26 protein-coding genes are annotated in these 24,775 nt (G+C 73.5%); 12 read left to right on the top strand and 14 right to left on the bottom strand.

Annotation, left to right across the window (positions count from 1 at the left end):
* Positions 1-51: 51 nt before the first annotated feature.
* The gene (locus tag AMK27_RS22895) at positions 52-795 is read right to left on the bottom strand and encodes a PIG-L deacetylase family protein (protein ID WP_231072817.1); all 744 of its coding nucleotides are present in this window, start codon (positions 793-795) and stop codon (positions 52-54) included.
* 149 nt (positions 796-944) lie between these two features.
* Between AMK27_RS22895 and asnB the strand changes: the two genes are divergently transcribed.
* The 6 genes from asnB (at position 945) to AMK27_RS22865 (ending at position 8,272) form a co-directional block, all read left to right on the top strand.
* Entirely contained in the window at positions 945-2,762 is a 1,818-nt protein-coding gene (asnB, locus tag AMK27_RS22890; protein ID WP_073911434.1) for an asparagine synthase (glutamine-hydrolyzing), read from the top strand.
* Positions 2,763-3,300: 538 nt separating this feature from the next.
* Positions 3,301-3,852: a PrpF domain-containing protein gene (locus AMK27_RS42735; RefSeq protein WP_073911432.1), complete on the top strand. Its 552-nt coding sequence runs from the start codon at positions 3,301-3,303 to the stop codon at positions 3,850-3,852.
* A gap of 102 nt (positions 3,853-3,954) precedes the next feature.
* Positions 3,955-4,701: an SDR family oxidoreductase gene (locus AMK27_RS22880; RefSeq protein ID WP_073911428.1), complete on the top strand. Its 747-nt coding sequence runs from the start codon at positions 3,955-3,957 to the stop codon at positions 4,699-4,701.
* 106 nt (positions 4,702-4,807) lie between these two features.
* Entirely contained in the window at positions 4,808-6,373 is a 1,566-nt protein-coding gene (locus AMK27_RS22875; protein ID WP_073911425.1) for a class I tRNA ligase family protein, read from the top strand.
* Between the two features lie 164 nt (positions 6,374-6,537).
* The gene (mshA, locus tag AMK27_RS22870) at positions 6,538-7,851 is read left to right on the top strand and encodes a D-inositol-3-phosphate glycosyltransferase (protein WP_079188572.1); all 1,314 of its coding nucleotides are present in this window, start codon (positions 6,538-6,540) and stop codon (positions 7,849-7,851) included.
* A gap of 217 nt (positions 7,852-8,068) precedes the next feature.
* Entirely contained in the window at positions 8,069-8,272 is a 204-nt protein-coding gene (locus AMK27_RS22865) for a hypothetical protein (protein ID WP_073911419.1), read from the top strand.
* A gap of 118 nt (positions 8,273-8,390) precedes the next feature.
* Here the strand turns inward: AMK27_RS22865 and AMK27_RS22860 are convergent, their stop codons facing one another.
* The 7 genes from AMK27_RS22860 to AMK27_RS22830 form a co-directional block, all read right to left on the bottom strand.
* Entirely contained in the window at positions 8,391-9,443 is a 1,053-nt protein-coding gene (locus AMK27_RS22860; protein WP_073911416.1) for a helix-turn-helix transcriptional regulator, read from the bottom strand.
* A gap of 121 nt (positions 9,444-9,564) precedes the next feature.
* On the bottom strand, positions 9,565-10,593 hold the full coding sequence (locus AMK27_RS22855) for a helix-turn-helix domain-containing protein (RefSeq protein ID WP_073911413.1): 1,029 nt from the start codon (positions 10,591-10,593) through the stop codon (positions 9,565-9,567).
* A 143-nt stretch (positions 10,594-10,736) separates the two neighbouring features.
* Positions 10,737-11,177 carry a Fur family transcriptional regulator gene (locus AMK27_RS22850; protein WP_073911921.1) on the bottom strand — a complete coding sequence of 147 codons (441 nt, stop codon included), beginning with the start codon at positions 11,175-11,177 and terminating at the stop codon, positions 10,737-10,739.
* A gap of 202 nt (positions 11,178-11,379) precedes the next feature.
* Positions 11,380-12,240 carry an SAM-dependent methyltransferase gene (locus AMK27_RS22845; RefSeq protein ID WP_158076928.1) on the bottom strand — a complete coding sequence of 287 codons (861 nt, stop codon included), beginning with the start codon at positions 12,238-12,240 and terminating at the stop codon, positions 11,380-11,382.
* 203 nt (positions 12,241-12,443) lie between these two features.
* Entirely contained in the window at positions 12,444-12,923 is a 480-nt protein-coding gene (locus tag AMK27_RS22840) for a GNAT family N-acetyltransferase (RefSeq protein WP_073911918.1), read from the bottom strand.
* Between the two features lie 160 nt (positions 12,924-13,083).
* Positions 13,084-14,001, bottom strand: coding sequence for a M56 family metallopeptidase (locus AMK27_RS22835; RefSeq protein ID WP_241847579.1), 918 nt, complete (start codon positions 13,999-14,001; stop codon positions 13,084-13,086).
* Positions 13,998-14,384: a BlaI/MecI/CopY family transcriptional regulator gene (locus AMK27_RS22830; RefSeq protein ID WP_073911914.1), complete on the bottom strand. Its 387-nt coding sequence runs from the start codon at positions 14,382-14,384 to the stop codon at positions 13,998-14,000. The genes AMK27_RS22835 and AMK27_RS22830 overlap by 4 nt, the downstream gene beginning before the upstream one ends.
* A gap of 83 nt (positions 14,385-14,467) precedes the next feature.
* On the opposite strand from AMK27_RS22830, the gene AMK27_RS42730 reads away from it, so the two are divergent.
* On the top strand, positions 14,468-14,635 hold the full coding sequence (locus tag AMK27_RS42730) for a hypothetical protein (protein ID WP_158076927.1): 168 nt from the start codon (positions 14,468-14,470) through the stop codon (positions 14,633-14,635).
* A 168-nt stretch (positions 14,636-14,803) separates the two neighbouring features.
* On the opposite strand, the gene AMK27_RS22825 is transcribed toward AMK27_RS42730, so the two are convergent.
* The 3 genes from AMK27_RS22825 to AMK27_RS22815 all read right to left on the bottom strand — a co-directional run bounded on the left by AMK27_RS22825 (position 14,804) and on the right by AMK27_RS22815 (position 17,766).
* Positions 14,804-15,085, bottom strand: a complete 282-nt coding sequence (locus tag AMK27_RS22825; RefSeq protein WP_015035316.1) for a metal-sensitive transcriptional regulator — start codon at positions 15,083-15,085, stop codon at positions 14,804-14,806.
* Between the two features lie 37 nt (positions 15,086-15,122).
* Complete coding sequence (locus AMK27_RS22820; protein WP_073911407.1) at positions 15,123-17,390, bottom strand: heavy metal translocating P-type ATPase; 2,268 nt, start codon at positions 17,388-17,390, stop codon at positions 15,123-15,125.
* A 91-nt stretch (positions 17,391-17,481) separates the two neighbouring features.
* The gene (locus AMK27_RS22815) at positions 17,482-17,766 is read right to left on the bottom strand and encodes a heavy-metal-associated domain-containing protein (protein WP_073911404.1); all 285 of its coding nucleotides are present in this window, start codon (positions 17,764-17,766) and stop codon (positions 17,482-17,484) included.
* A 190-nt stretch (positions 17,767-17,956) separates the two neighbouring features.
* Here AMK27_RS22815 and AMK27_RS22810 point away from each other — a divergent pair, with 190 nt between their 5' ends.
* The 3 genes from AMK27_RS22810 (at position 17,957) to AMK27_RS22800 (ending at position 20,760) form a co-directional block, all read left to right on the top strand.
* Complete coding sequence (locus tag AMK27_RS22810; RefSeq protein WP_073911401.1) at positions 17,957-18,967, top strand: hypothetical protein; 1,011 nt, start codon at positions 17,957-17,959, stop codon at positions 18,965-18,967.
* A 52-nt stretch (positions 18,968-19,019) separates the two neighbouring features.
* Complete coding sequence (locus AMK27_RS22805) at positions 19,020-19,718, top strand: copper homeostasis protein CutC (RefSeq protein WP_073911397.1); 699 nt, start codon at positions 19,020-19,022, stop codon at positions 19,716-19,718.
* Positions 19,719-19,845: 127 nt separating this feature from the next.
* Positions 19,846-20,760 (top strand): aminoglycoside phosphotransferase family protein, encoded by a 915-nt coding sequence (locus AMK27_RS22800; RefSeq protein WP_073911393.1) that lies wholly within the window; start codon positions 19,846-19,848, stop codon positions 20,758-20,760.
* A gap of 33 nt (positions 20,761-20,793) precedes the next feature.
* Here the strand turns inward: AMK27_RS22800 and AMK27_RS22795 are convergent, their stop codons facing one another.
* The 3 genes from AMK27_RS22795 to AMK27_RS22785 all read right to left on the bottom strand — a co-directional run bounded on the left by AMK27_RS22795 (position 20,794) and on the right by AMK27_RS22785 (position 23,911).
* On the bottom strand, positions 20,794-21,366 hold the full coding sequence (locus tag AMK27_RS22795; protein WP_073911389.1) for a dihydrofolate reductase family protein: 573 nt from the start codon (positions 21,364-21,366) through the stop codon (positions 20,794-20,796).
* 89 nt (positions 21,367-21,455) lie between these two features.
* Entirely contained in the window at positions 21,456-21,887 is a 432-nt protein-coding gene (locus tag AMK27_RS22790; RefSeq protein ID WP_073911385.1) for a VOC family protein, read from the bottom strand.
* Entirely contained in the window at positions 21,884-23,911 is a 2,028-nt protein-coding gene (locus AMK27_RS22785) for a HelD family protein (protein ID WP_073911912.1), read from the bottom strand. The genes AMK27_RS22790 and AMK27_RS22785 overlap by 4 nt, the downstream gene beginning before the upstream one ends.
* Positions 23,912-24,172: 261 nt before the next feature.
* Between AMK27_RS22785 and AMK27_RS22780 the strand changes: the two genes are divergently transcribed.
* Both AMK27_RS22780 and AMK27_RS22775 read left to right on the top strand, forming a co-directional pair.
* Positions 24,173-24,361 (top strand): hypothetical protein, encoded by a 189-nt coding sequence (locus tag AMK27_RS22780; RefSeq protein ID WP_079188554.1) that lies wholly within the window; start codon positions 24,173-24,175, stop codon positions 24,359-24,361.
* A 49-nt stretch (positions 24,362-24,410) separates the two neighbouring features.
* A complete protein-coding gene (locus AMK27_RS22775) occupies positions 24,411-24,758 on the top strand; it encodes a hypothetical protein (protein WP_073911378.1) in 348 nt (115 codons plus the stop codon).
* Positions 24,759-24,775: the final 17 nt, after the last annotated feature.

The following is a 24,775-nucleotide window of genomic DNA, read 5'->3' as shown; positions in this document are numbered from 1 at the left end:
GTCACGTGCACTCACGCTCGCACGCGTCCGGCGCGGCGGCAAGGGTGTCGCTCAGTCGATGCGCACGATCTGGAACGCCTCCGCCATCCGCCCCGGGGGCAGTCCGCCCGCCCGCGCGTGTTCGCCGAGCCAGGTGCGCAGGAGGCCCGCGAGGTCGTCGAAGTGGGCCGTCTGGGAGGTGTGGATGCGCAGCGCCTCGACCTTGCGCTCGAAGACCGGGGTGACGTCCACGTACTGGTTCGGGGTGGGGCCGGTCATCAGCCACAGCTCGTGGACGATCCACGGTTCGAGGCCCTCGTCCTTGAGCAGCGAGGGGTGGGCGAAGGGGTTGCGGGCCTCGGGGTAGACCGCCCGCAGGCAGGCGTCGCCGACGGCGCGGTGGTCGGGGTGGAGGTCGGCGACCCGCGCCCAGTTGATCTCGGGGGAGGGGACGATCGCGCGCTGGGGCCGTACCTCCCGGATCACCCGGCACAGGTCGCGGCGGAGTTCCACGGAGGCCTCCACGAAGCTGTCGGGGTAGCCGAGGAAGCGGACGTCCGCGACGCCGCTGAGCTTGGCGGAGTGGACCTGCTCGGCGCGGCGCAGGTCCGCCATCGCCTGGCGGGGGAGCCTGTCGTCGTAACCGCCTGCGCCGCCGTCCGTGACGATGCAGTACGTGACGCGGGTGCCGCGCTCGATCCACTGCATGACGGTGCCGCTGACGCAGAACTCGATGTCGTCGGGGTGCGCGGCCACGACGAGCAGCGATTCGGGCGCGGTGCGGGCGGCGTGGTCGTAGTCCTCCATGTCCCTCATGAGGTCAGCCTGTTGGGGCGGCGGGGGCGTCGCAAGGCCAAGCCGTGGCGTGAACAGGACATGGCACTTACGCGCCATTCAAAAACTTGGTAGATTCAAATCATTGGTTCAACTGGGTGAGTGAGTGACGTGCTTGGAGGGTGACCGCTGTGTGCAGGATTCTCGGCTCCTTCGCCGCCGGAGCGGCGGCCCACGCCGACCGCCCCGACCCGGCGCAACTCGCCGCCGTGTCGGCCCGCCAACGCCACGGCGGACCCGACGAGCACGCCGTGCTCACCGGACCCGGCTGGTCCCTCGGCTGCGACCGGCTCGCCGTCACCGACCCCTGCGCCGGACAGCAGCCCTACCGGCTGCCGCACCTCCCCGGCGTCCTCGCCGTCCTCAACGGCGAGATCTACAACCACGCCGAGCTGCGCCGCACCCTCGCCGCCCGCGGCCACCGGTTCCCCGACCGCTGCGACGGCACCCTGCTGCCCGCGCTCTACGCCGAGTACGGGCCCGCGTTCGCCGAGCACCTCGACGGCATGTTCGCCGTCGCGGTCCTCGACCTGCGCCCCGGCAGCACCCGACTCGTCCTCGCCGTCGACGACATGGGCATGAAGCCGATCCACCTCCACCACGACCCGTACGACGGCTCCACCCGGTTCGCCTCCGAGATCCCCGCGCTCCTCGCCTTCGAAGGGGTACGGATCTCCCCGCGCGACGACTCCCTCGACACCGTCCTCGCCACCCGCACGTCCTTCTCCACGCACACCGCGCTCGACGGCGTCAGCGTCCTGCCGCCCGGAGCCACCGCCCTCGTACGGCCCGGCGCCGCGCCCGTCGTGCGCCGCCGGGGGCCGTACCGGACCGCACCCGTCGGCGACACCCAGGACGTCCTGCGGCACGAGGTGCGGCGGCTCGCCGAGGCCGACGTGCCCGTCTGCGCCATCACCAGCGGCGGCCTCGACTCCGGGCTCGTCACCGCGCTCGCCGCCGAACACGCCCGCGAGACCGACGCCCCGCCCCTGCACACCTTCCACCTCACCTACCGGGGACGGTGGCCCGACTCCGAGTCGGCGTACGCCCGTTCCGTCGCGCGCCGGACCCGGACCGTGCACCACGAGGTCGCCGTCGACCCCGACGAGATCGGCTCCCTCCTCACCCGGACCGTCCGCCACCTCGGCCAGCCCAACGCCGACCCCATCGCCCTCTCCACGTACGCGCTGTTCCGCGCCGTCCGCGAGAGCGGCTTCACCGTCGCGCTCACCGGCGACGGCGCCGACGAGCTCTTCGGCGGGTACGACCGGATGCGCGCCGCACTCGCGGCGCCGGCGGGCACGGACTGGGCGGGGACGTACGCGGACGCCCTCTCGGCGGCGCCGAGGCTGCTCCGCGAGCACCTCTACACCGCCGACTACCGGGCCCACATCGCCGATCAGGGGTCCGCGGCCGACCGCATCGAGCAGGAACTGCGCTCGGCGGAAGCGGTCGGCGAGGACCGGCTCACCGCGATGACGGCCTTCGAGACGCGCTGGCGGCTGCCCGCGTACCACCTGCGGCGCGTGGACCATCTGTCGATGGCCTGGGCGGTCGAGGCACGGATGCCGTTCTGCCAGCCCGCGGTGGTGACGCACGCGCGCGGGCTGCCGACGGCGGCGCGGACGGGGAAGCGGGCGCTGTACGAGGCGGGGGCGGAGCTGCTCCCCTCGGCGGTCCTGCGCCGCCCCAAGCAGCCGTTCACCCTGCCGCTCTCGGCGATGCTCGCACCGGGCGGCCCGCTCCTCGACACGGTCAGGGAGCTGCTGTCCCCGGCCCGCCTGGTCCTCGGCGGCAAGGTCCGCGCGGACCGCGTGCAGAAGCTCCTGACCCGCCATCGGGAACGGCCCTCGCACCACGACGCCCAGGCGCTCTGGGCCCTGGCGGTCCACGAACTGTGGACGGAGGTGGTCCAGGGCATGCGCATCCCCGCCGGCTGTGCGGCCTGAGCCTCCGGGACCTCCGCGTCCCGCCCCCGCCCTTGCAGCCCCGGGGCCTCCCCGCCCTGCCCCCGCAGCCCCGGGGTCTCCCCGTCCTGCCCCCGCTGCCCCGGGACCTCCCCGCCGCGCCCCCGCCCCTGCAGTCCCGGGGTCTCCCCGCCCTGCCCCCGCCCCTGCAGTCCCGGGACCTCCCCGCCCCGCCCCCAGACCGCGCGGGCCCCGCGCCGCGGGGGCCGCGACCGCTGCCCTCGTCCGCGCCCACGACGCCCCGGGACCCACCCTCGTCCTCCGGGCCGACCACCTCCCCCCTGGCGCCCTCGCCCTCGGCGGGGAGCTCGCGTGGCTGCGTCGGGCCCTCGCCGGCACGCCCTACGCCGGGATCGGCAAGATCGCCCTGTACGGGGCCGCCGCGCACCCCGCCCGGCTCGACCACCGCTTCGTCCAGGCCCTCCCCGTCGGCGGTTTCGACTTCCGCGCGGGATGCGGCCATTCGCTCCTCGCCTGTGTCGTCGCCGACGGCCGCCCCGGCCCCGTCACCGTCCGCGCCGTGACCACCGGCGACACCGTCCTCTGCGTGCCCGAGCCGCGGCGGGACGCCTACACCCTGCACTTCCTCCGGCCGCCCACCGCCCCCGGCACCCTCCCCACCGGCCGCCCGGTCGACCTCCTCGACGGCACCCCCGTCTCCCTGGTCCGCTACGGCAATCCGTACGTCTTCGTCGACGCCCGGCACCTTCCCGGGGAGAACCTCCGGGAGCGGCTCGAGGGGCTCCGCGCCCACGCCGCCCGGCTCCTCGGGCATCCGCCCCACTCCGCCCTCCCCAAGATCGCCGCGTTCACCGCGGGACCCGGCGGGATCGCCGTCCGGGCGCTCACCGTCGGCGGCTGGCACCCCCGGCTCGCGCTCACCGGCGCCGCCGCCCTGGCGGCGGCCGGTGCGCTCGAAGGGACCGTCGTGCCGCCCGTGGAGGGCGAGGTCCGCACCCCCGGCGGTACCGTCACCGTCTCCACCGGGCCCGACCGCGTCCGCGTCCACCACAAACGCGCCGAACTGCTCGAACGGCTCGTGCTGCCCTGGCGTGTCCACGCAACGGCGTGAACGCGCACCCCTCTCACCAGGCTCGGAGTCCGCTTCCTCTGCCACGCTGAAACGGACCGGCAATCGGTATCGGTATCCGTTCCGTGGGGAGAGCAGACGCACATGAAATTCGAGAATCTGCGTGTCGTCGTGACCGGAGCGTCCCGCTATTTCGGTCGCGCGCTCGCCGTCGGATTCGCGCATCTGGGCGCCGAGGTCTATGTGTCGGCGCGGACCGTCGAGGCCGCCGAACGCACCCGTACCGACGTCATGGGCTCGGCCCGCGACCGTATCCACGCCTTCGGCTGCGACCTCAGCAGGCCCGCCGAGATACGGGAGTTCGCCGCCCGCGTCGGCGAACGCACCGACCGGGTCGACCTGTTGGTCAACAACGGCGCCCGCTGGCTCGACGGCATGGACCTGGAGGCGGCCAGCGACGCAGAGATCGTCGAGACGATCGAGTCGACGGCCGGCGGCACGGTCCTCATGGTGAAGCACTTCCTGCCGCTGCTCCGCGGCTCGCTGCGGCCCGACATCGTCAACATGGTCGCCGTCCGCGACGCCGAGGGCGCCTCCGCCGCGGCGGCCGGCGCGGCCCACGAGGCCTTCTGGGCGGCGAAGAGCGCCCAGGCGGGATTCGCCGACATCCTCTCGCGCCGGCTGCGCCCCTCCGGCGTCCGCGTGTTCTCCCTCTTCCCGCCGGACTTCTCGACCTCCGACCCGCGCTTCGCGGAATGGGACGGCACGAATCCGGACGGCATCGCGCCCGACGAGAAGCTGACGACGCAGGCGCTCTTCGAATGCGTCGTCTACGCGGTCGAGCAGCCCCGCGACTGCTTCATCCGCTCGTTCCACTTCGAGCCCCGCTGACCCCGCCACCCCTTCGAGCCCGAGCCCGCTGACCCGCCCTGCGCCGACAGCGCTCCGCCGTACGCGACCGCTGAAGCCCACCGCACCACAGCGTCAAGGAGGTCCCATGAGCACCCCTGTCTGGATCACCGCGACCCCTCCCGCCACCCACGGCGAACTCCACATCGGCCATCTCGCCGGGCCGTACGTCGCCGCCGACGTCCTCACCCGCTATCTGCGGGCCGAGGGCGAGGCCGTCCGCTTCACCACCGGTACCGCCGACCACGCGAGCTCCGTCGAGGTCCGGGCGCTGCGCCACCACCGCAAGCCCGAGGAGGTCGCCGAGGGATACCGGGCCGCGATCACCGCGGACTGGCTGCGGTCGGGCGTGGAGTTCGACCACATCGTGCGTCCACGCCGCGACAAGGGCTACGGACGCTGGGTGCAGGACCTCTTCGGGCGGCTCTTCGCGCAGGGCGTCATCGCCCCGCGCACCCGCCTCCTGCCGTACTGCGAGCCGTGCGACCGCTGGCTGTACGGGGCGCACGCGACCGGCACCTGCCCGCACTGCGGCGCGGTCAGCGACGGCGGCATGTGCCACGAGTGCGCGCGGCCGAACGACGGCGGCGACCTCATCGGCGCCCGTTGCGCGCTCTGCGACACCCCGGCGGTGGCCCGCCGCTGCCGCCGGCTCTACGTACCCCTGGAGCCGTTCCGGGAGACGCTCGCCGACTACTGGGCGACGGCCGGGCTGCCGCCGCGGCTGGCCGCCCTGTGCGAGTCGCTCGTCGAGGACGGGCTGCCGGACATCGCGGTCGGCCACCCCGCCGAGTGGGGCCTCCAGGTGCCCGTCGAGGGCTTCCCCGACCACCGGATCGACGGCTGCTTCGAGGCCGCCGCGATGCACCTCTTCGGTTACGACGTGACGGGTCCGCTGCCCCGCCGCGCGATCCACTTCTGCGGCTTCGGGCACGCCTTCTGCCATGCCGTGCTGCTGCCGGTGCTGCTGCTCGCGCAGGACATCAAGCTGCCGCAGGACTTCAACGTCAACGAGTCGTACGTCATCGAGGAGGGCGTCCAGGAGGGCAACGTCTGGGCGCTCGACCTGCTCACCGAGTACGGCTCCGACACCCTGCGCCGGCACGTCCTCCAGGCCCGCCCGCTGGGCCGCCGCACCGTCTTCCACCGGGAGCGGCTCGCCACCGCCCGCCGCGAGCTGGACGAGAACTGGAACAGCTGGCTGTCCCGGCTCTTCGGCGCCGTGCGGGAGGAGTGCGGCGGACTCGCCCCGCAGGCGCTGCCCGGCGGCACCGGCTGGGAGGTCCTGGAGCGGCGGCTGCACCGGGGCGTCGACGACCTGCGCGAGGCGTACGGCCCCGATGCCTTCGACCCGCGCCGGGCGGTCGCCGTCCTGGACGAGATGGTCCGCTCGGCCGCCGACTTCGGGCACGTCAACGCCCACGAGCGCTGCCGCCCCAGCACCTCCTGCCGTCATCTTCCGGCGCTCGCGGCCCAGTTGGCGGTGGCGTCGGCCCTGTCGGCGTGGTCCCGGCCGGTGATGCCGGAGGGCGCCGACCGGCTGGCGGCGGCGCTCCTGGCGGCGCCGGGCCGCCCGGTCGACTGGCACGCCCTGACGCCGCCCCTCCCCGGAACCCGGCTCGCGCCCCCGTCGGGTCCGGTCTTCGGGTTCTGACGCTTCCTCCGACCTTCTACTACTAAGCAACTAAGTAGGACAGTACGTCCCGTACCGCCGTGTCCGATCCCCCACCCCGCCGCGTGACCGTGCGCGCGCGAGCGACGCGCAGGGCCACGTGGCTTCCCTCCCCTCAGGAGCCTCTCGTGTCCCTGCGCGTCGCCATGCTCAGCGTCCACACCTCCCCGCTGCACCAGCCCGGGACGGGGGACGCCGGCGGCATGAACGTCTACATGGTCGAGCTCTCCCGCGCCCTGGCCGAACAGGGCGCCGAGGTCGATCTGTTCACCCGCTGCCGGGGCGAGGGCCTGCCCCCGCTCGTCGAGCTCGCCCCCGGGGTGCGGGTCCGGCACCTGCACGCGGGGCCGCGCCGGGCGCTGCCCAAGGAGGCCATGCCCGATCTGGTGGTGCCGTTCTCGCTGGCCCTGCTCAAGGAGGAGCGGCGGTACGACCTGGTCCACTCGCACTACTGGCTCTCCGGGCAGGCGGGCCGGATCGCCTCGGTGGGCTGGCGGATCCCGCTGGTGCACACCGCCCACACCCTGGCCCGGGTGAAGAACGCCTCGCTGGCCGCCGGCGACACTCCTGAGCCGGAGCTCCGGGTCCGGGGGGAGCACCAGGTGGTGTCCGCCGCCGACCGGCTGATCGCGAACACGGCGGACGAGGCCGAGGCGCTGCGGTCGCTGTACGGGGCGGCGGGGGAGCGGACCGAGGTGGTGCGTCCCGGGGTCGATCTGCGGACCTTCCACCCGGGGGACGGGCGGGCGGCGGCGCGGGCCAGGCTCGGGCTGCCGGCCGAGGCGTTCGTGCCGCTGTACGCGGGCCGCATCCAGCCGTTGAAGGGGCCCGACGTGCTGGTGCGGGCGGTCGCCGAGCTGCTGCGGGAGTCCCCGGAGCTGCGCCGCCGGCTCCTGGTGCCGGTGGTCGGTGGGCATTCGGGCGCGACCCGCGAGGGGTCGGCGTGGCAGCTCGCCGCGGAGCTGGGGGTGACGGACGTGCTGCGGTCCTGCCCGCCCGTACCGCAGGAGCGGCTCGCGGACTGGTACCGGGCGGCGGACGTCCTGGTGGTGCCCTCGCGGAGCGAGTCCTTCGGCCTGGTGGCCCTGGAGGCGCAGGCCTGCGGGACTCCGGTGCTCGCGGCCGCGGTGGGCGGGCTGCCGACGGCGGTCCGGGACGGGGTGACGGGGCTGCTGGTGCGGGGTCACGACCCGGCGGAGTACGCGCGCCTGCTGGGCGGGCTCGCGGCGCGCCCGGAGAGGGTGGGGGCGATGGGGGAGGCGGCGGTAGGGCACGCGCGCGGGATGAGCTGGCGGGCGTCGGCCGCCCGCACCGTCGAGGTGTACCGGGAGGTGCTGGCGGAGACGCGCCGGCCGGTGTTCCCGGGCGGGGAGCGGGTGGTGGGGCAGGGGCGGCGGCACGCCCCTGCCCCGGCGGCCCCTCTCTCCTGGAGGAACGAGAAGGCCGTAGCACAAGTCTAGCATCTCTTTTGGTTCGACCAAAGATATGGAGAGCTCCGGATTCGTCAATTCCGTTGTGAGAACGGCGGATTGACGCATCCACGCCATGGCGAGTCCACGCAGAGACGAACTATGGATTCGATTCGGAGGCCCGGACAGAATGGAGATGTCTTCAGGGAACGCCCGGCGGCACGGGCCCCCGGAAGGCGGAATTCACATTCCAAGTCCTGGAGGAATCATGTCCGTTGCGCAGAACGCCGGAATCCGCAAGACCGTCCGTCAGCTCCTGGTCGCCGTGGCCGCCTGTACCGCCGTAGCGGGCGGCGCCACCTTCGCCGTCGGCTCCGACGCCGACCACCCGGTCACCCCCCAGACCGTCGCCGGCGTCGCCGAGGACAACGGCTGGCCGGTCGTTCCGCCGAAGCCGACCCCGACCAACTGACGTCATTCCCGGGGAATTTCGCCAGACATATTCACACGCCGCCGGGCCCCGCAATCGCTGCCACGATTGCGGGGCCCCGGTATTGCCCGCGCATCCGCCGATTTCCCCGCCGATCCGGTCAGTCGAGCCAGCCGAGCCGCACCGCACGCGCCCCCGCCTCGAAACGGCTCGTCGCCCCCAGCTCCTGCATCAGCTCCGAGATCATCCGGCTGACGGTCCGCAGCGACACCCCGAGCGTGCGCGCGATCCGCTCGTCCTTCATCCCCGAGGCGAGCATGTGCAGCGCCGCTCGCTGCTGCTCCGAGAGACCGTCGCCGCCCGCCTCCGCCGCCGCCTCGTTGCCGTACGGCGTCGCCGTGTGCCAGCAGTGCTCGTACAGGCTCAGATACGGCCGCACGAGCGCGCTGCCCCGCGCCAGGATCGCGCCCTCGCCCGGCTCCTCGGGCCGGATCGGCACCAGCGCGAACTGCTGGTCCGCGATGATCAGGTTCATCGGGACGACGGGGGCCAGGCGGATCTCCACACCCAGCTCGGCCCGCTGCCCCAGGAACTTCTCCATCTGCGGGTCCGCGGCCTCCTGCCGGCCGTAGATGGCCCGCACCCGCACCCCGTTCGCGATCTGCCGCCGGTCCCGGTCGAGCATCCGGTCCGGGTTCTGCCGCCCCGGCATCCCCGGGTGCAGCGCGGCCGAACTCTCCTGCATCACATCGGTGATGTCCTCGATGGCCTGCTGGATCCTGCGGTAGTCGGTCAGCGCCTCGACGTGCGCCTCCGCCTTCGTCAGCGCCTCGGCCCGCAGATAGGAGCCCGCGAGGATCTCCAGCGTGCTGTACGCCTCGTCCGCCTCCGCCAGATGCTCCCGCAGCCGCTCGCGCTCCCGCTCCAGGAGCCGCAGCAGCGCGATCTCCGGATCGATCGCCGCCACCGTGTCCGTCTCCGAGCGCCAGCTGCCGTCCCGCACGGCCGTGACGGTGGCGTGCGCCTGACCCGTCGGCACGATCAGTCCCAGGGAGAGGAGTTCGCCGCGACATCGCTCGTACTCCTCCGGCGCCAGACCGAGTTCCCTGCGGACCTCCTCGAAGTCCGAGACGCCCCGGCGGCGCAGCTCCTGGTACACGGCAAGCAGGACCTCGGTCGTGCCCTCCCCGACGCCGTCGCCCCCAGTGACCATGGCGAAGTGACCCCCCTCATCCTCCGAGTCGCCCCGCCCTCACCTTGTCATACGGCTCGGCGGGAGTCCGTCCTGCAGTGCCCGTGCCCGTACCTACCGTCTCGCACCGGAACTCCATTCACTAGGCCCCCTGTTCGGACCCCTCGCCGTCGAGCAGGCCGAGCCGCGCCGCCTTCACCCCGGCCTCGAAGCGGCTCGCCGCGCCCAGTTCCTGCATGACCTCCGAGAGCAGCCGGCTGACGGTCCGCAGCGACACCCCGAGACTCCGCGCGATCTGCTCGTCCTTGATGCCCGAGGCCAGCATGTGCAGCGCGGCCCGCTGCTGGTCGGACAGCCCGTCGCCGGCACCGCCGCCGCTCCCGCCGGGCTCCTCGCCGTACCGGGAGGCCGCCTGCCAGCAGTACTCGTACAGGGCGAGGTACGAGCGGACGAGGCCGGGACCGCGGGCCAGGATGGTGGGCGAGTCCGGGTCGTGCGGGTCCGTCGGCAGCAGGGCGAAGTTCTCGTCGGCGAGGACCATGTTCATCGGGACGACGGGGGAGAGCCGCAGCTCGACCCCGAGCGCCGCCCGGTCGGCCAGGTGCTGCGTCATCTCGGGCACGGTGCCGACCCGCCGGCTGTACATGGCGCGGACCCGCACCCCGCGGGCGGCCCGGCAGCGGTCCCGGTCCAGCTCGGCGGCCATGTCCTCACGGCGTACCGACCCGGTGTGCATGACGTGGACGGCGGTACGGACGGACTCGGTGAGCTCCGTCAGCTCGCGCAGCACCCGCTGCGGGTCGGTGACGATCTCGACCTCGACCTCGGAGCGGGGCGTCGCTCCGGCCCGCAGGAACGGTCCGGCGAGGGCTTCGAGCGCGGTGTGCGCGCGGCTGGTCGCGGCGAGGCGCTCCTGGAGCCGGTCGCGCTCCCGGCGCAGCAGCCGCAGCAGGGCGACGTCGGGGTCGACGACGGTCCGGTCGCCGGAGCGGTCCGAGGTGGTGAGCCCTAAGGAGGCGAGCTCCTCACGACATCGCTCCCGCTCCTCGGCGGAGAGCTGCAGGCCGTCCGCGACCTGGTCGAAGCCGGTGCCGGGGCGGGTGCGGAGCTGCTGGTAGACGGCGAGAGCCTGTTCGCTGCCCGCGCGGGACACGGCGGCGTTTCTGGACACGGCGCAGCGGACTCCCCTCGGATCCACTCGGATCCTGTTGAATCGCCCCGCTAGACCCTGCCACACATTCGAACGACACGCACGGAGTTGACCGCCCTCGCGCACGCCCGGCGACCGGCCGCTCCGGTGCGCCCGGCTGCGGCTCAGGCGGCGGGGGCGCTCGCCCGGCAGTCGGGGCACAGGCCCTTGAAGACGACCTCCGCGTCGTCCACGCGCCACTCCGGAAGGGCGCCGTCGGGCGCCGCCGGCGCGGCCGCCGCGACGTTCTCCACGCGGCCGCACACCGTGCACAGGGCGTGCTGGTGCGCGGGGCCCGAGATCTCGAAGACCGCGGGCAGGCCGGGCCGGTCGAACTTGCTGACCAGGCCGGTCTCCTGGAAGTGCCGCAGCATCTCGTACACGGCCTGGCTGGTCAGCGTGCCGAGCCGCTCGCGGGCGGTGGTGGTGATCGCCTCGACGTCGAGATGGCCGCCGGCGGCGAGCACCGTGAGCACCTCCAGGCGCGGGCCCGTGACCCGCAGCCCCACGTCGCGCAGGCGCTGGATCACCGCCTCGCGGCCCGTCAGCTCTTCCACGACTGCCATCTTCTCCGCCCGCCCGCCCGCCATCTGGTCGGCTCAAACTTTTGTGGGCATCGTACCTCTTGCTCGTCAACCTCGTCAGGGCTCTTCGTCCGTCCGGTCGGCCGTCCGTTCGGTCGCCGGTCCGGTCGGCCGCCGTCCGTTCCGTCGCCGGTCCGGTCGGCCGCCGTCCGTTCCGTCGCCGGTCCGGTCAGCTGTCGTCCGTTCAGTCGTCCGTCCTGCACACGAGCAGCACGGACTCGGTCCGCTCGTCGATCCGGTGCCGCCGCCGGCCCTCGATGTGCAGGCCCGCCGCGTGCAGCTCCGCCGCCAGCCGTTCGGGCTCGACGATCCACTTGTCGGTGGTCAGCACGACCCGCTCGGTGGACAGCTTCCCGGTCCTCGCCGCGTAGTAGGTGATCCGCTCGCTCATCGACGGCAGGTCGAAGACCTGCCGGGCCACCACCCACTCGTCGATGCCGTCGAAGCGCGGCACCTGGAAGGCCCAGGTCCGGCGCGGCTCCGCGATGAGCCCCGGCAGCTGGTGTGCCGTGTAGTCGAGGGCGAGCGCCCCGCCCGACTGCAGATGGGACGCCACCTCCCGCAGCAGCGCGGGCCGCCGCGCCGGGGGTACGGCGGCCACCATGGCGCCCGCGAGCAGCGCCAGCCGGTAACTGCCGTCGAGGCGCAGCTCGGTGAGGTCCGTCCGGTGGGTGACGACGAGCCCGGCCACCTGCGGGCCGATCCGGCGGGCCCAGCCGTCGAGGCGCTCGAGGGCCGAGGCGTCCCGGTCCACGGCTTCCACGGCGAAGCCGTGCCGGGCGAACGGGACGGCGAGCCGTCCCGCGCCGGAGCCGAGGTCCAGAACGGGTCCGCCGGTGGAGCGGGCGAGGCTGAGGTACCGGACGATGTCCGCGCTGTGGGGGCCGAGCAGGGCGTCGTGCAGCCAGACGGAGTTCTCATCGGCGGGGGAGACGGATTCGAGTCCCGGCAGGGTGTCCGAGGTGACGCGGACGCCGGCGCCGGGTGCGGGCTCCGGCTCCCGGCCGTATCGGGACGGCAGGACCGGAGCGAACGCTGCGGGCACGACGGGCAGGGAAGTGCCGCTCGGTGTGTGCATCGCTCCTCCAGGGGCTCGCTCGGTCCATGCCGTCCGGACGAGGTACCCGTGCCGCCGGGGCCCGCGCCGCTGGACCCATCCTGACCTGGGGGAGGAATCCCGATCCACCGGATCGGGCTGCGTGAACACGCGATGGCGTGGATCTGCCACGCCCTGGAGTGCGGCCGTCGCTACAGCGTTCTGCTCCAGCGCCGGGCGGAGAGGGCGGCGAATCCCAGGTGGGTGTAGAAGGGCAGGGCCGGGTCCGCCTCCGCGGGGAGCTCCACCCGCTGGTCCCGCGCCCCGAAGTTCCGCATCCGGTCCGTGGCCGCCGCGAGCAGCGCCGTACCCACACCCCGGCGGCGGGAGCCGGACGCCACCGCGAGGGCGTACACCTCGCCCTCGCCCGGGACCGGGACACCGCCCGCGGCGACACCGACGACCGCGCCCTCCGGGTCGGTCGCGACGAGCCAGCCGAGCCAGCCGGGCGCGCCCCCGGGAATTTCAATTTCCGCGCGTATGCGCGGGAGTGCGCATTGTGCGGAGATCAGCCGCCGCATCGGGATTTCGTCCAGGATTCCCGCGTAGCTGCTCCGAATGACGTCGGCGAGCAGCCTGGATATCGTCGTCGCATCGCCGGCCGCGGCCGTCCGAACGCCAGCCAGCTGCATCGGTTTTGTACCCTTCGACGTGCCGAGCCCGAACCCCAACATACCCACAATAGCGGGGAATTCAGTTGTTCGTGACCGATGCGAAATCTACGAATTCGCTTAGTAAATAGCGCTGTTCGGCAGGTCGGGCGTACGGAACGGACGTACTGAAGCGAGTCGATTAACCGGGGAAGGAACAGCAGGCGACGATCAAGGGCGTCATCGCGAGACCTGCGGCCGCGATGGTCATCAGGCCGCGCAGGACGGGATGACCCTCGCTGTGCGGGGTGAGGATGCGCCGCATCCGCAGCGCCGCCGACGGCCCGCCCGCCGCGAACGCGGACCGCGGCGCCCGCCCCGAGGCGAGCGCGTACAGCGCGGTGGCCAGCGCGTCCCGCGTGCACCGGCGCAACGCCCGGTCGTCCGCCGCCATTTCGAGCAGCAGCGGTACGGAGCCCTCGCCGTGCCGGGCGAGCGGCAGGCGCGAGAACACCGCGGCGAAGGCCTCCGCCGCGGCGACGAGGAGATGGTGCCGCCCCGCGATGTGGGCCCGCTCGTGCGCGAGCGCCGCCGCGAGCTGGGCGGGCGTGAGGGTGTCCACCGCGCCGGAGGAGACGACGACCCGGCGCGAGCGGCCCGGCAGGCAGTACACGGCGGGGCGTTCGTCGTCGAGGACGGTGACCCGCAGCACGGGGTCGTAGCGTCCGACGAGCCGCAGCACCCCCGCGTGCCGCACCCGCACCCGGCGGGCCCTGACGAGCCGGCGGACGAACGCGGCGGTGGGCATCGAGAGCACGGCGAGGGAGAGCGCGAAGGCGAACCGCTCGCGTCCGTCGAGGCCCAGGAGCTGCTCGACCGTGGGCGGCCGGAACGTGAACATCATGTCCGCGAGGCGGTGGCTGCTGGCGCTCGACAGGACCAGCTGGGCCGGCAGCAGGGCGGTCGCCGCGGCGAACGCGGCGCCGCACGCGGCCCACACGCCGAGGGCGAGCCGGGGGGCCTGCTGGGCCCAGCGCGCCCGGACGAGCAGCCAGGGGACGAGGAAGCCGGTGAGGACGACGAGACCGAGCGGGACGAGGACGTGATGGTTCACGTTCACGCGCCGCTCCCGTCTCCGGGGCGCGGTTCGCCGCGTGCGGCGCGCAGGGCCGCGTCGAGGGCGTCCATGTCCTCGTCCGAGATGACCTCGACGAACCGGAGGAGGGCGGCGGGGCGGTCCTGGCTGTCGCCGAGGGCGTCCCGCATCAGGCCCGCGGTGTACTCCTCGCGGCTGCGGACGGGCTCGTACAGCCAGGCCCGGCCGGCCTTCTCGCGGCGGAGCCAGCCCTTGCGGTGCAGGATGTCCGCGACGGTCATGACGGTCGTGTAGGCGACCCGCCGGCCGCGGTTGATGTCGTCGACGATCTCGCGGACCGTGGCGGGCCGCTGCCAGGCCCACAGTCGGTCCATGATCTCGGCCTCCAGCTCTCCCAGCCGGCGCACGTGCATCCCCTCCCCCTACGGGCGGCTCATCGTACGGGCCGGTCCCCTCGCCCAGGTATACCCCCCAGGGGTACGCTGGCGGGATGTCGACCCTCAGGAAGTCCCCTGCGTGGAACCGCCCCTGCGTGAAGGTCTGCGGCTCCGGTCCGCCCGGAAGGGCGGAGCTGGTGCTCCTCGGGCAGCTGCTCGGCCTCTGCCTCCGGCTGAGCCTCACGCTGACCGCCGACTGTCCTTCACGCAAGGGCGGTTGACACGACCTGCCGAGTCCGTCAGGTCACCGGCCCGCGCCCGGATCCGTGGCGCGGGCCGTGTCCCGCCGGACCGGTGGCGCGAGCCCGTGTCCTGCCGGTCCGGTGGAACGGGCCTGTGTCCTCCCGGTCCGGCGGCGCGGGCCCGTGTCCTCCGGCCCGCGCGCACGGTCACGTCCGGATCAGCCGGGCGATCGCCTTCGACGCCTCGCCCACCTTCACTTTCGCCTGGTCCCCGCCCTGCGCGATGGCCTCCGTGACGCAGCAGCTCAGGTGCTCGTCGAGCAGGGCCACCGCGCAGGACTGGAGGGCCGCGTTGATCGCGGAGACCTGGGTCAGGACGTCGATGCAGTAGACGTCCTCGTCGACCATCCGCTGCACCCCCCTGACCTGGCCCTCGATCCTGCGCAGGCGTCTGATGATGTCTTCCTTGTGCTGTCCGTATCCGGCCATGGCAGTCTCCCCGTCACTTCGCTGAGTCGGCGTCGGATCACTTGTCGGCGGCCTGGAAGCCCCGCAGCCGCAGGCTGTTGCCGACCACGAAGACCGAGGAGAAGGCCATGGCCGCGCCCGCGATCATCGGGTTGAGCAGTCCGGCCGCGGCGAGCGGCAGGGCCGCCACGTTGTAGGCGAAGGCCCAGAAGAGGTTCGAGCGGATCGTGCCGAGCGTCTTGCGGGAGAGCCGGATCGCGTCGGCCGCGGCCCGCAGGTCCCCCCGTACGAGGGTCAGGTCGCCGGCCTCGATGGCGGCGTCCGTGCCGGTGCCCATGGCCAGACCGAGGTCGGCCTGGGCGAGCGCGGCCGCGTCGTTGACGCCGTCGCCGACCATGGCGACCGAACGGCCCTCCGACTGGAGCTTCTTGACGACGTCGACCTTGTCCTGCGGCATGACCTCGGCGATGACCTCGTCGATGCCGACCTCGGCGGCGACGGCCTCGGCGACCGCCTTGTTGTCCCCGGTGAGCAGGATCGGGGTGAGGCCGAGCCCGCGGAGCCGCCTGATGGCCTCGGCGCTGGTCTCCTTCACCGCGTCGGCGACCTCGAGGACCGCGCGGGCCTCGCCGTCCCAGGCGACCGCGATCGCGGTCCTGCCGGCCTTCTCGGCGGTGTCCTTCGCGGACTTGAGGTCCGCGGGGAGGGTCATGGCCCATTCGTCGAGGAGCTTCTCGCGGCCGACGAGGACGGCGTGCCCGTCGACGACGCCCTGGACGCCGAGCCCGGGGATGTTGGCGAAGTCCTCGGGGGTCGGCAGGGTGCCCACCCTGGCGGCGGCGCCGGTCGCGACGGCCTGGGCGATCGGGTGCTCGGAGGAGTGCTCCAGGGCGCCCGCGAGCCGCAGGACGTCCTTCTCGTCGGCGCCCTCGGCGGTGTGGACCTTGAGGAGGGTCATCCGTCCGGTGGTGACGGTGCCGGTCTTGTCGAGGACGATCGTGTCGACCTTGCGGGTGGTCTCCAGGACCTCGGGTCCCTTGATGAGGATGCCGAGCTGGGCGCCGCGGCCGGTGCCGACCATGAGGGCGGTCGGGGTGGCGAGGCCGAGGGCGCAGGGGCAGGCGATGATCAGGACGGCGACGGCGGCGGTGAACGCGGCGGTCAGTCCCTGTCCGGTGCCCAGCCAGAAGCCGAGGGTGCCCAGGGCGAGCGCGATGACGATGGGGACGAAGACGGCCGAGATCCGGTCGGCGAGGCGCTGGGCGGCGGCCTTGCCGTTCTGCGCGTCCTCGACGAGCTTGGCCATCCGGGCGAGCTGGGTGTCGGAGCCGACGCGGGTGGCCTCGACGACGAGGCGGCCGCCGGCGTTCAGGGTGGCGCCGGTGACGGAGTCGCCGACGGAGACCTCGACCGGGACGGACTCGCCGGTGAGCATGGAGGCGTCGACGGCGGACGAGCCCTCGACGACGGTGCCGTCGGTGGCGATCTTCTCGCCGGGCCGGACCAGGAAGCGGTCGCCGACCTGGAGTTCGGCGGTGGGCACGGTGACCTCGCGGCCGCCGCGCAGGACGGTGACCTCCTTGGCGCCCAGCTGCATCAGCGCCTTGAGCGCGGCGCCCGCCTTGCGCTTCGAGCGGGCCTCGAAGTAGCGGCCGGCGAGGATGAAGGCGGTGACGCCGGCGGCGGCCTCCAGGTAGATGTTCCCGGCGCCGTCGGTGCGGGCGATGGTGAACTCGAAGGGGTGGGTCATCCCCGGTGTGCCGGCGGTCCCGAAGAACAGCGCCCACAGGGACCACAGGAACGCGGCGATCGTGCCGACCGAGATCAGCGTGTCCATGGTGGCGGCGCCGTGCCGGGCGTTCGTCCAGGCGGCGCGGTGGAACGGCCAGGCGGCGTAGACGACGACCGGCGCGGCGAGCGTGAGACTCAGCCACTGCCAGTACTCGATCTGGAGCGCCGGGACCATCGCCATGGCGATGACGGGCACGGCGAGGGCGACGGCGGTGATCAGCCGCTGCTTGAGGGGCCGCAGCTCCTCGTCGGCCCTCTCCTCGTCGGTGGGGCCGTCGGGTGCGCCGGGGGCCTCGGAGCGCGGGGGCGCGGGCTCGGCGGCGGTGTAGCCGGTGGCCTCGACGGTGGCGATGAGGTCGGCGACGTCGATGTCGGCGTCGAAGGTGACCTTCGCCTTCTCGGTGGCGTAGTTGACGGTGGCCTCGACCCCGTCCATCCGGTTGAGCTTCTTCTCGATGCGGGCCGCACACGAGGCGCAGGTCATGCCGCCGATGGCGAGCTCGACCTGGGCGCTGCCCGGTGTCGTCGTTGTCATTAGCTCTTCCTGCTCCTCGTGAGTACGGGGGGTGCCGGGGGCCGGGGCCCGGGCGTGGTGGGCGGGCCCCGGCGGCCGAGGGGGCTGTCGGTCAGGCGCGGCCGGTGAGCTCGTAGCCCGCGTCGTCGACCGCCGCGGTGATCGCCGCGTCGTCGGGCTCGCCGCCGGTGGTGACGGTGACGAGGCCGCCGGTGATGTCGACGTCGACGGAGATGACGCCGTCGAGCGCGCCGACGGACTTGGTGATGGCGGTCCTGCAGTGGCCGCAGGTCATGCCGGAGACGGCGTAGACCGTGGTGGTGCTGTCGGCGACCGCGACGGCGGCGGCCTCCGTGGTGGTCGAGCAGCTGTTGTCGGGGGTGCAGCAGGAGCCCATGGCTTCTCCTCGGTCGGTTCCGGTGGGACTGAATACCCTCGGGGGGTATCTCGACTTCTCTTCCATGTATACCCCCCTCCCGTATCCCGCGCAAGCAGTTCCCGGACTTGACTTGATACCCCCCAGGGGTATGGTGAAGTGCATCGAACGGCTACCGACGCCGCCATCACCCACGTACGGGAGAGCAGCCATGAACACCGGAGTGAAGATCACTGCCTATGCCGCCGCACTCGCCGCGACCTTCGGGGCCGCATACGGGGTGGGTACGGGCGTCGGCCCCGTCGAGGAGCCGAAGAAGGCCGGGCACGGGGAGCACGCGGCCGCGCCCGCGCCGTCGGAGAGCGCGGTGGCGGACGGTCACGCCGGGCACGAGGAGGGCGCCCCCGCGGAGACCCCCGGCACCGCCGCGGCGAACACCCCCGGCGGCCTCCAGGTCTCCGAGGGCGGCTACACCCTGGCCATGGAGACCCCCGCCCCCGCCGCGGGCAGGAGCACCCTGAAGTTCTCGATCAAGGACTCGGCCGGCCGGAAGGTCACCGCGTTCACCACCGAGCACGGCAAGGAATTGCACTTCATCGTCGCCTCGCGCGACCTCAACACCTTCCGCCATCTGCACCCCGTGAAGGCGGCCGACGGCACCTGGTCGGTGGTCGCGGACCTGCCCCGGGCCGGGGGCTACAAGGCCTTCGCCGACTTCAAGCCCGCCGCGCCCGGCGCCCGGGGCATCACGCTCGGCGTCGACCTCTCCGTACCGGGGGCGTACGCGCCGAAGCCGCTGCCCGCCGTCGCGCCGACCTCCACCGTCGACGGCTACCAGGTCCGCCTCGGCGGCGCCCTGAACCCCGGCAAGGCCGGCGAGCTCCGGCTCACCGTCACCAGGGCCGGAAAGCCGGTCACCGACCTGGAGCCGTACCTCGGGGCGTACGGACACCTCGTCGCCCTGCGCGACGGCGACCTCGCCTACCTCCACGTGCACCCGAACGAGGGCGGTCCTGGCCCCGACGTCTCCTTTATGGCGACGGCGCCCAGCGCGGGCACGTACCGCCTGTTCCTCGACTTCCAGCACGAGGGCAAGGTGCGGACGGCGGCCTTCACGGTGACCGCGGGCACCGCCGGCGACGGGTCCGGGGCGGGTGGCAAGGCGCCCGCACCCGCAACCGGTGAGGCCACGCACGATGCGGGAGACCACGAGCACAGCTAGGCTGGACATTGGACTAGACCTGTAGAGACGCATTCATGGAGGAATGGGCTCGATGAGCAACCGTGCAGTCCTTGAGGTGATCGCCCTCGACGAGGAAGACGCGGTCGCTGCCCAGACCGGTGGAGCCGACAGGCTCGAACTCGTCACCGACATGGCGGCGGACGGACTCACCCCGTCCCGGACCGGCTTCGCCGCCATCCGCGCCGCCGTCGACATCCCGCTGCGCGTGATGCTCCGCCTCGCCGACGGCTTCTCCGCCGGCGGCCCCGAGGGCGTCGACGCCCTGGTGACCCGGGCCCTCGACCTCCGCGAGGCGGGCGCCGACGAGTTCGTCCTCGGCTTCCTCACCCCCGACGGCGAGCCCGACCTCGTCGCCGTCGAGCGTCTCATCGCCGTCCTCGACGGCTGCCGCTGGACCTTCCACCGGGCGATCGACCGCACCACCGACCGCGACGGGCTGCGCAAGCGGCTCGCCGACCTGCCCGGCCTCGACACCTATCTGACGGCGGGCGCCGCCACCGGCGTCGACGACGGCCTGGCCACCCTCAAGGCCGAGGCCGCCCGCGCGGGCGAGCCCCGCTACGAGGCCCGGATCCTCGTCGGCGGCGGCCTCCGCCTCGACCACCTCCCCGAACTGCGCGCGGCGGGCCTCGACGCCTTCCACATCGGCGGCGCGGCCCGCCCCCGGGGCTGGGCGGCCCCGGTCTCGGCGGACGCGGTACGGACATGGCGCGAGGCGCTCGACGCGTAGCCGTCGAGCGGGGCTCCGAGGGAGCGGGGCCCCAGCGAGCGGGCCCCGTCGAGCGGAGCCCCGAGGAAGCGGAGCCCCCGGGGAAATCGTGTGGCTCGCCGCGAGGGGGCTCGTTAGCCTCCCCGGTATGGCAGCCACCCCGATGCAACCCGGCGAACTCGACATCGACACCGCACTCGTCGAGCGGCTCGTCGCCGGGCGGTTCCCCGCGTGGGCGGGCCTGCCGGTCCGGCGCGTGGCCTCGGCCGGTACGGACAACGCGATGTTCCGCCTCGGCGACGACCTCGTCGTACGGCTGCCCCGCGTGCCCCACGCCGCGCGCCACGTCGAGAAGGAGCAGCGCTGGCTGCCCCTGCTCGCCCCGCACCTGCCGCTGGACGTCCCGGTCCCGGTGGGGCGGGCCGGGGCGGGCGCGGAGTTCCCGCTGCCCTGGTCGGTCTACCGCTGGCTCGACGGCGACGACACCTACGCGGTCCCGCTCACCGACCTCGCCCACGCCGCCGACGCCCTGGGCCGCTTCGGCGCCGCCCTGCGCGCCGTCGACGCGAGCGATGGGCCCACGTCCTTCCGCGGCGGCCATGTCACCGACTGGGAGGAAGGCCAACTGCCGCGCGCGATCGCCGACTTCGGAGCCGAGGGGCTGATCGACGCGGACCTCGCCACCACCGCCTGGGAGGCCGTCCTGCGGCTCCCGCAGTGGGACGGTCCGCCCGTCTGGGTCCACGGCGACCTGCTGCCGGGCAACCTGCTCGGCCGCGAGGGCCGCCTCAGCGCCGTCATCGACTTCGGCGGCGTCGGCACGGGCGACCCCGCCTGCGACACGATGCCCGCCTGGACCCTGTTCACCGCCGACACCCGCCCGCTCTTCCGCGAGGCGGCCCGCGTCGACGACGCGACCTGGGCGCGGGGGCGCGGCTGGGCCCTGGCCTGGGGCCTGGTGACCGAGCACTACTACCGGGAGACGAACCCGGTGCTCGCGGCGGTCGCCCGCCGCACCCGCACCGAGGCACTCGCGGAGTACGCGGCGTCGGTCGGCCCCTAGACGGCGGACGCCCGTCGGACGCCCGTCGGGCGCCTAGCGGACGACGTCGAAGACGTTCTTCTGGATGCCGTTGGAGTACGCCTCGTGCTCGACGAGCCTCAGCTGCTGCGCGTCCTTGTCCGTCTGGCTGAACAGCCGCTTGCCCGCGCCGAGCAGCAGCGGGAAGACGAGCAGGTGGTACCGGTCGATCAGGCCGGCGTCCGACAGCGCGCGGCCCAGCGTGGCGCTGCCGTGCATGATGATCGGGCCGCCCTCGGTCTCCTTCAGCGCGGCGACCTCGTCGAGCGAGCGCAGGATCGTCGTCTCGCCCCAGTTGTCGACCAGGTCGTCCTCGGTGAGGGTCGTGGACACCACGTACTTCGGCAGCGTCTTGTAGCGGGCGAAGTCCTCCATGTCCGGCCACACGGCGCTGAACGCCTCGTAGCTGGCGCGGCCGAGCAGCATCGCCCCGGCCTCCTCCTGCTCCTGGCTCTTCAGCGCGTACGCCTCCGGGACGAACTCCACCTCCTTGAAGGTCCAGCCCGAGTTCCGGTAGCCGGGCTCGCCGCCCGGGGCCTCCACGACACCGTCGAGCGAGACGAAGACGGAGCTGATCAGGGTACGCATCTGGGTTCTCCCGCACGGTGGGTGACGGCCGCTCAGCCCTGGCGCTCAGCAGCGGATACAAACCTATAGACCGACGCTCCCGAAGAAACTCATCGGTCCCCGGAAGATTCTCCCGAGTCGGCCTCCGGCGCGGCGACGAGCTCCACCTCGAACCCGTCGGCGTTCTCCAGGTAGGCCGCGTAGACGCCCTCGCCTCCCGCGTACGGATGGCGGTCGGCGAACAGCAGCCGCCAGCCGTGCGACGGCGCGGCGTCGACGAGCGCGTCCACGGCGGCCCGGTCGCCGGCGTGGAACGCGAGGTGGTTGAGGCCGGGTCGCAGCCGGTCGTGCCGGTCCGAGGTGCGGGCCGGGGACTGCTCGACGACCAGGTAGAAGGAGCCGAGCGCCCAGCTGCGGCCGCCCTCCCAGCGCTGGAAGGGCGCGTACCCGAGGGCGCCGAGGAGCCAGCCGAAACTGGCCTCGGCGACCGCGAGGTCCCCGACCCACACCTCGATGTGGTGCGGCCCGCCGGGCTGCCTCACACCTGCGCCAACTGGGGCGGGACCGGCGCGGAGTGAAGGATCGTCAACCCGGACACGGCACGGGTCAGCGCCACGTACAGCCGGCGCAGGCCGGTCCGCTCGTCCGGCTCGCCGTCGACGACGGCCGCGGGCTCGTCCAGGACCACGTAGTCGTACTCCAGGCCCTTCGCGAGCGACGCCGGGACCAGCGTCAGCCGGGACTCGGCCGTGGTCTCCTCGCCGGGGGAGAGGTACGCGAGCCCGGCGGCCGCCAGCGCCTCGGCGAGCGGGGCGATCCGCGCGTCGGCGGCGATCAGCCCGATGGAGCCGTCGTGGTCCAGCGCCTCGACGCAGGCCGCGACGACGTCCCGGTCGAGGGCGTCCGTGTGCCGTACGTCCAGCGAACCCGGGTTCTCCCGCACCGACTCCACGGCCGCGAGCCCCGGCGACATGTGCGGAAGGAGCCGCGAGGCGTACGCGATGACCTCGCGCGGCACACGGAAACCGGCGGTCAGCTCCTCCACCACGGCCTCCGGCTTCCCCAGGTGCCCGAGCGCCTCCGCCCAACTCGCCGTCGCCCACGGCGTCGTGCCCTGCGCGAGGTCGCCGAGGATGGTCGCCGAGCCGGTCGTGCAGCGGCGGCCCACCGCCCGGTACTGCATCGGGGACAGGTCCTGCGCCTCGTCGAGGACGACATGGCCGAGCGAGTGCGTCCGCTCCACCAGGTCCCGTGCCTCGTCGACGAGGACCGCGTCCGCCGCCGACCACTTCGCCGTCTTCACGCTCCGGGCGGGCTTCGCCCAGAGCAGCAGCTTCTGCTCGTCCTCGGTGAACAGCCCCTCGGCGTGCTCCGCCAGGAACTCCGCGTCGCCGAGCAGCCGGAGCACCAGCTTCGCGGGCTCCACCAGCGGCCAGCACTCCTTCACGACGGCCTTCACGGCCGTGTTGCGCGCGACGGCGTTCTGCACCCGGTCGTCGGGCGCCTCGCCGGCCTCCTCCATCCGCACCAGGACCGCGTGCGCGATCCGCTGCGGCAGCGCCTCGCGCGCGGCCCCGTACCGGATGTCGCGGTCCATCAACTCCCGGACGATCTCCTCCAGTTCGTAGGCGGGGACCCGCCAGCGGCGCGAGCCGCGCACCACCATGAGGGGCTCCTTGGGCAGTGCCGCGTGCGAGCGCACCGCGCGGCGCAGCAGCTCCGCCATCCGGGCGTCGCCCTTGACGACGGCGGTGGCCGCCTCGTCCGTGCCCCGCACCTCGACCTGCCCGCCGACGAGGTCGTCGACGGTGGCCTGCTTGACCTCCAACTCGCCAAGCGCGGGGAGGACTTGCTCGATGTAGTGGAGGAAGGACCGGTTGGGTCCGATGACCAGCGTCCCGGTCCTGGCCAGCCGCTCCCGGTGCGCGTACAGCAGATAGGCGACACGGTGCAGACCGACGGCGGTCTTACCGGTCCCCGGCCCTCCCTGCACGCACACGGTCCCGGAGAGGTCGGACCGGACGATCCCGTCCTGCTCGGGCTGGATGGTGGCGACGATGTCGCGCATGGGGCCGACGCGGGGCCGCTCGATCTCGGCCTGGAGGAGCCGGCTGGTCCGCTCCAGCTCCCCGGGGTCGGAGAGGTGCTCGTCCTCGTACGCCGTGAGCTCGCCGCCCGTGTAGCCGAAGCGCCGGCGCAGCCCGACGTCCTGCGGGTCCTTCTTCGACGCCTGGTAGTACGGCTGCGAGACCGGCGCACGCCAGTCGATCACCATCGGGTCGCCGTCGGCGTCGTGCACGTGCCGCCGCCCGATGTAGAAGCGCTGCCCCTCCTGCGTGGTGTGCAGGTAGTCGAGCCGCCCGAAGAACAGCGGGGTGTGGGACAGGTCCGCGAGCGCCTTGATCCGGTCCTCGATCTGCCGCCCGAGCACCAGCGAGTTCACCCAGTTCGCGGTGACGTCCTTGATGTCGAGCGCCTCCACGTCCTCGCGCATCGCGCGCAGGGCGGCGCGGGAGGAGGTCAGATGGGCACGCTCGCGTGCGAGCGGATCGTCGGAAACGGGCACGGACACGGACACGGCGGAGCCTCCGGGAAGCAGTACGCGGGCACGTCGAGGTGGCCGCCGGTTACCGACCGGGCGGCGGCTCTCCACGGAGGGAGGCGGGGAAGCTGGCGAGTGTAACTCCTGAGCGGGGCCCGGGGCGAACGGTTTCCGCCCTCCTCCACCCCGTAGGGGACAGGGTCCCCCTCACGGCGGACACCGCCCCCGGCCCGGTTCACCCCCCAGACCGATGTGTCAGCAATGTCCGAATTCCATCATGGAGACATGACCGCGACGACCTTCACCCTCGTGACCACCGTGACCCGCCCCCGGGTCCGCCCGCTCAGCACGGCCCTGCGCGCGATACGCGCCTTCGGCGGCGCCGCGGCCGGCGTCGTCCTCCTGGGCGACTACGGCCCGCCGGAGGCCGGCGTCAGGAACCCGCGCCCTGAGTACGCCCCCGGACCCGACTGAGTACGAGTACGCCTGCCGCCACGGGACCGCCCGCTGATGTGATCGACCCATGACGACGCCGCCCTCCACGGACACGGACACGGACACGGACCCGAACAAGAACACGGACCCGGGTGCGGGTCCGGACGCGACCGCCCCCTACACGCTCGGCCGGCGCCTCGCCGCCGCCTGCGGCCTGCTCTTCCTCCTCGCCTGCCTGGTGTTCACCGGCATGATCACCCTCCGGGACGCCATCGAGGGCGACGGCTCCGGCGGCGTCTTCATCGCCGCGGGGTTCTGGGCCCTGGCCCTCGGAGCCGTCGCGGGCGTGGCCGCCCTCGCCGTGCCACGCCGCGCGCTCGTCACCGCCCAGTACTGCCTGGGGGCCGCCGGCCCGCTCCTCGCCCTGATCGACTGACGGGCCGGCCCGATACG

The sequence above is a fragment of the Streptomyces sp. CB02009 genome, assembly GCF_001905825.1.
In the GTDB taxonomy this organism is placed as follows: domain Bacteria; phylum Actinomycetota; class Actinomycetes; order Streptomycetales; family Streptomycetaceae; genus Streptomyces.
Note: the sequence above shows the minus strand (reverse complement) of the source record. Positions and strands in the feature narration are given on the sequence as shown.

Bases quoted from the DNA above. Each gene is read 5' to 3' on its own strand.
- AMK27_RS22895 (WP_231072817.1), bottom strand. From the start codon at position 795: ATGAGGGACATGGAGGACTACGACCACGCCGCCCGCACCGCGCCCGAA.
- AMK27_RS22880 (WP_073911428.1), top strand. From the start codon at position 3,955: ATGAAATTCGAGAATCTGCGTGTCGTCGTGACCGGAGCGTCCCGCTAT.
- AMK27_RS22875 (WP_073911425.1), top strand. From the start codon at position 4,808: ATGAGCACCCCTGTCTGGATCACCGCGACCCCTCCCGCCACCCACGGC.
- mshA (WP_079188572.1), top strand. From the start codon at position 6,538: ATGCTCAGCGTCCACACCTCCCCGCTGCACCAGCCCGGGACGGGGGAC.
- AMK27_RS22865 (WP_073911419.1), top strand. From the start codon at position 8,069: ATGTCCGTTGCGCAGAACGCCGGAATCCGCAAGACCGTCCGTCAGCTC.
- AMK27_RS22860 (WP_073911416.1), bottom strand. From the start codon at position 9,443: ATGGTCACTGGGGGCGACGGCGTCGGGGAGGGCACGACCGAGGTCCTG.
- AMK27_RS22850 (WP_073911921.1), bottom strand. From the start codon at position 11,177: ATGGCAGTCGTGGAAGAGCTGACGGGCCGCGAGGCGGTGATCCAGCGC.
- AMK27_RS22840 (WP_073911918.1), bottom strand. From the start codon at position 12,923: ATGCAGCTGGCTGGCGTTCGGACGGCCGCGGCCGGCGATGCGACGACG.
- AMK27_RS42730 (WP_158076927.1), top strand. From the start codon at position 14,468: ATGTCGACCCTCAGGAAGTCCCCTGCGTGGAACCGCCCCTGCGTGAAG.
- AMK27_RS22825 (WP_015035316.1), bottom strand. From the start codon at position 15,085: ATGGCCGGATACGGACAGCACAAGGAAGACATCATCAGACGCCTGCGC.
- AMK27_RS22820 (WP_073911407.1), bottom strand. From the start codon at position 17,390: ATGACAACGACGACACCGGGCAGCGCCCAGGTCGAGCTCGCCATCGGC.
- AMK27_RS22815 (WP_073911404.1), bottom strand. From the start codon at position 17,766: ATGGGCTCCTGCTGCACCCCCGACAACAGCTGCTCGACCACCACGGAG.
- AMK27_RS22810 (WP_073911401.1), top strand. From the start codon at position 17,957: ATGAACACCGGAGTGAAGATCACTGCCTATGCCGCCGCACTCGCCGCG.
- AMK27_RS22805 (WP_073911397.1), top strand. From the start codon at position 19,020: ATGAGCAACCGTGCAGTCCTTGAGGTGATCGCCCTCGACGAGGAAGAC.
- AMK27_RS22800 (WP_073911393.1), top strand. From the start codon at position 19,846: ATGGCAGCCACCCCGATGCAACCCGGCGAACTCGACATCGACACCGCA.
- AMK27_RS22795 (WP_073911389.1), bottom strand. From the start codon at position 21,366: ATGCGTACCCTGATCAGCTCCGTCTTCGTCTCGCTCGACGGTGTCGTG.
- AMK27_RS22780 (WP_079188554.1), top strand. From the start codon at position 24,173: ATGACCGCGACGACCTTCACCCTCGTGACCACCGTGACCCGCCCCCGG.
- AMK27_RS22775 (WP_073911378.1), top strand. From the start codon at position 24,411: ATGACGACGCCGCCCTCCACGGACACGGACACGGACACGGACCCGAAC.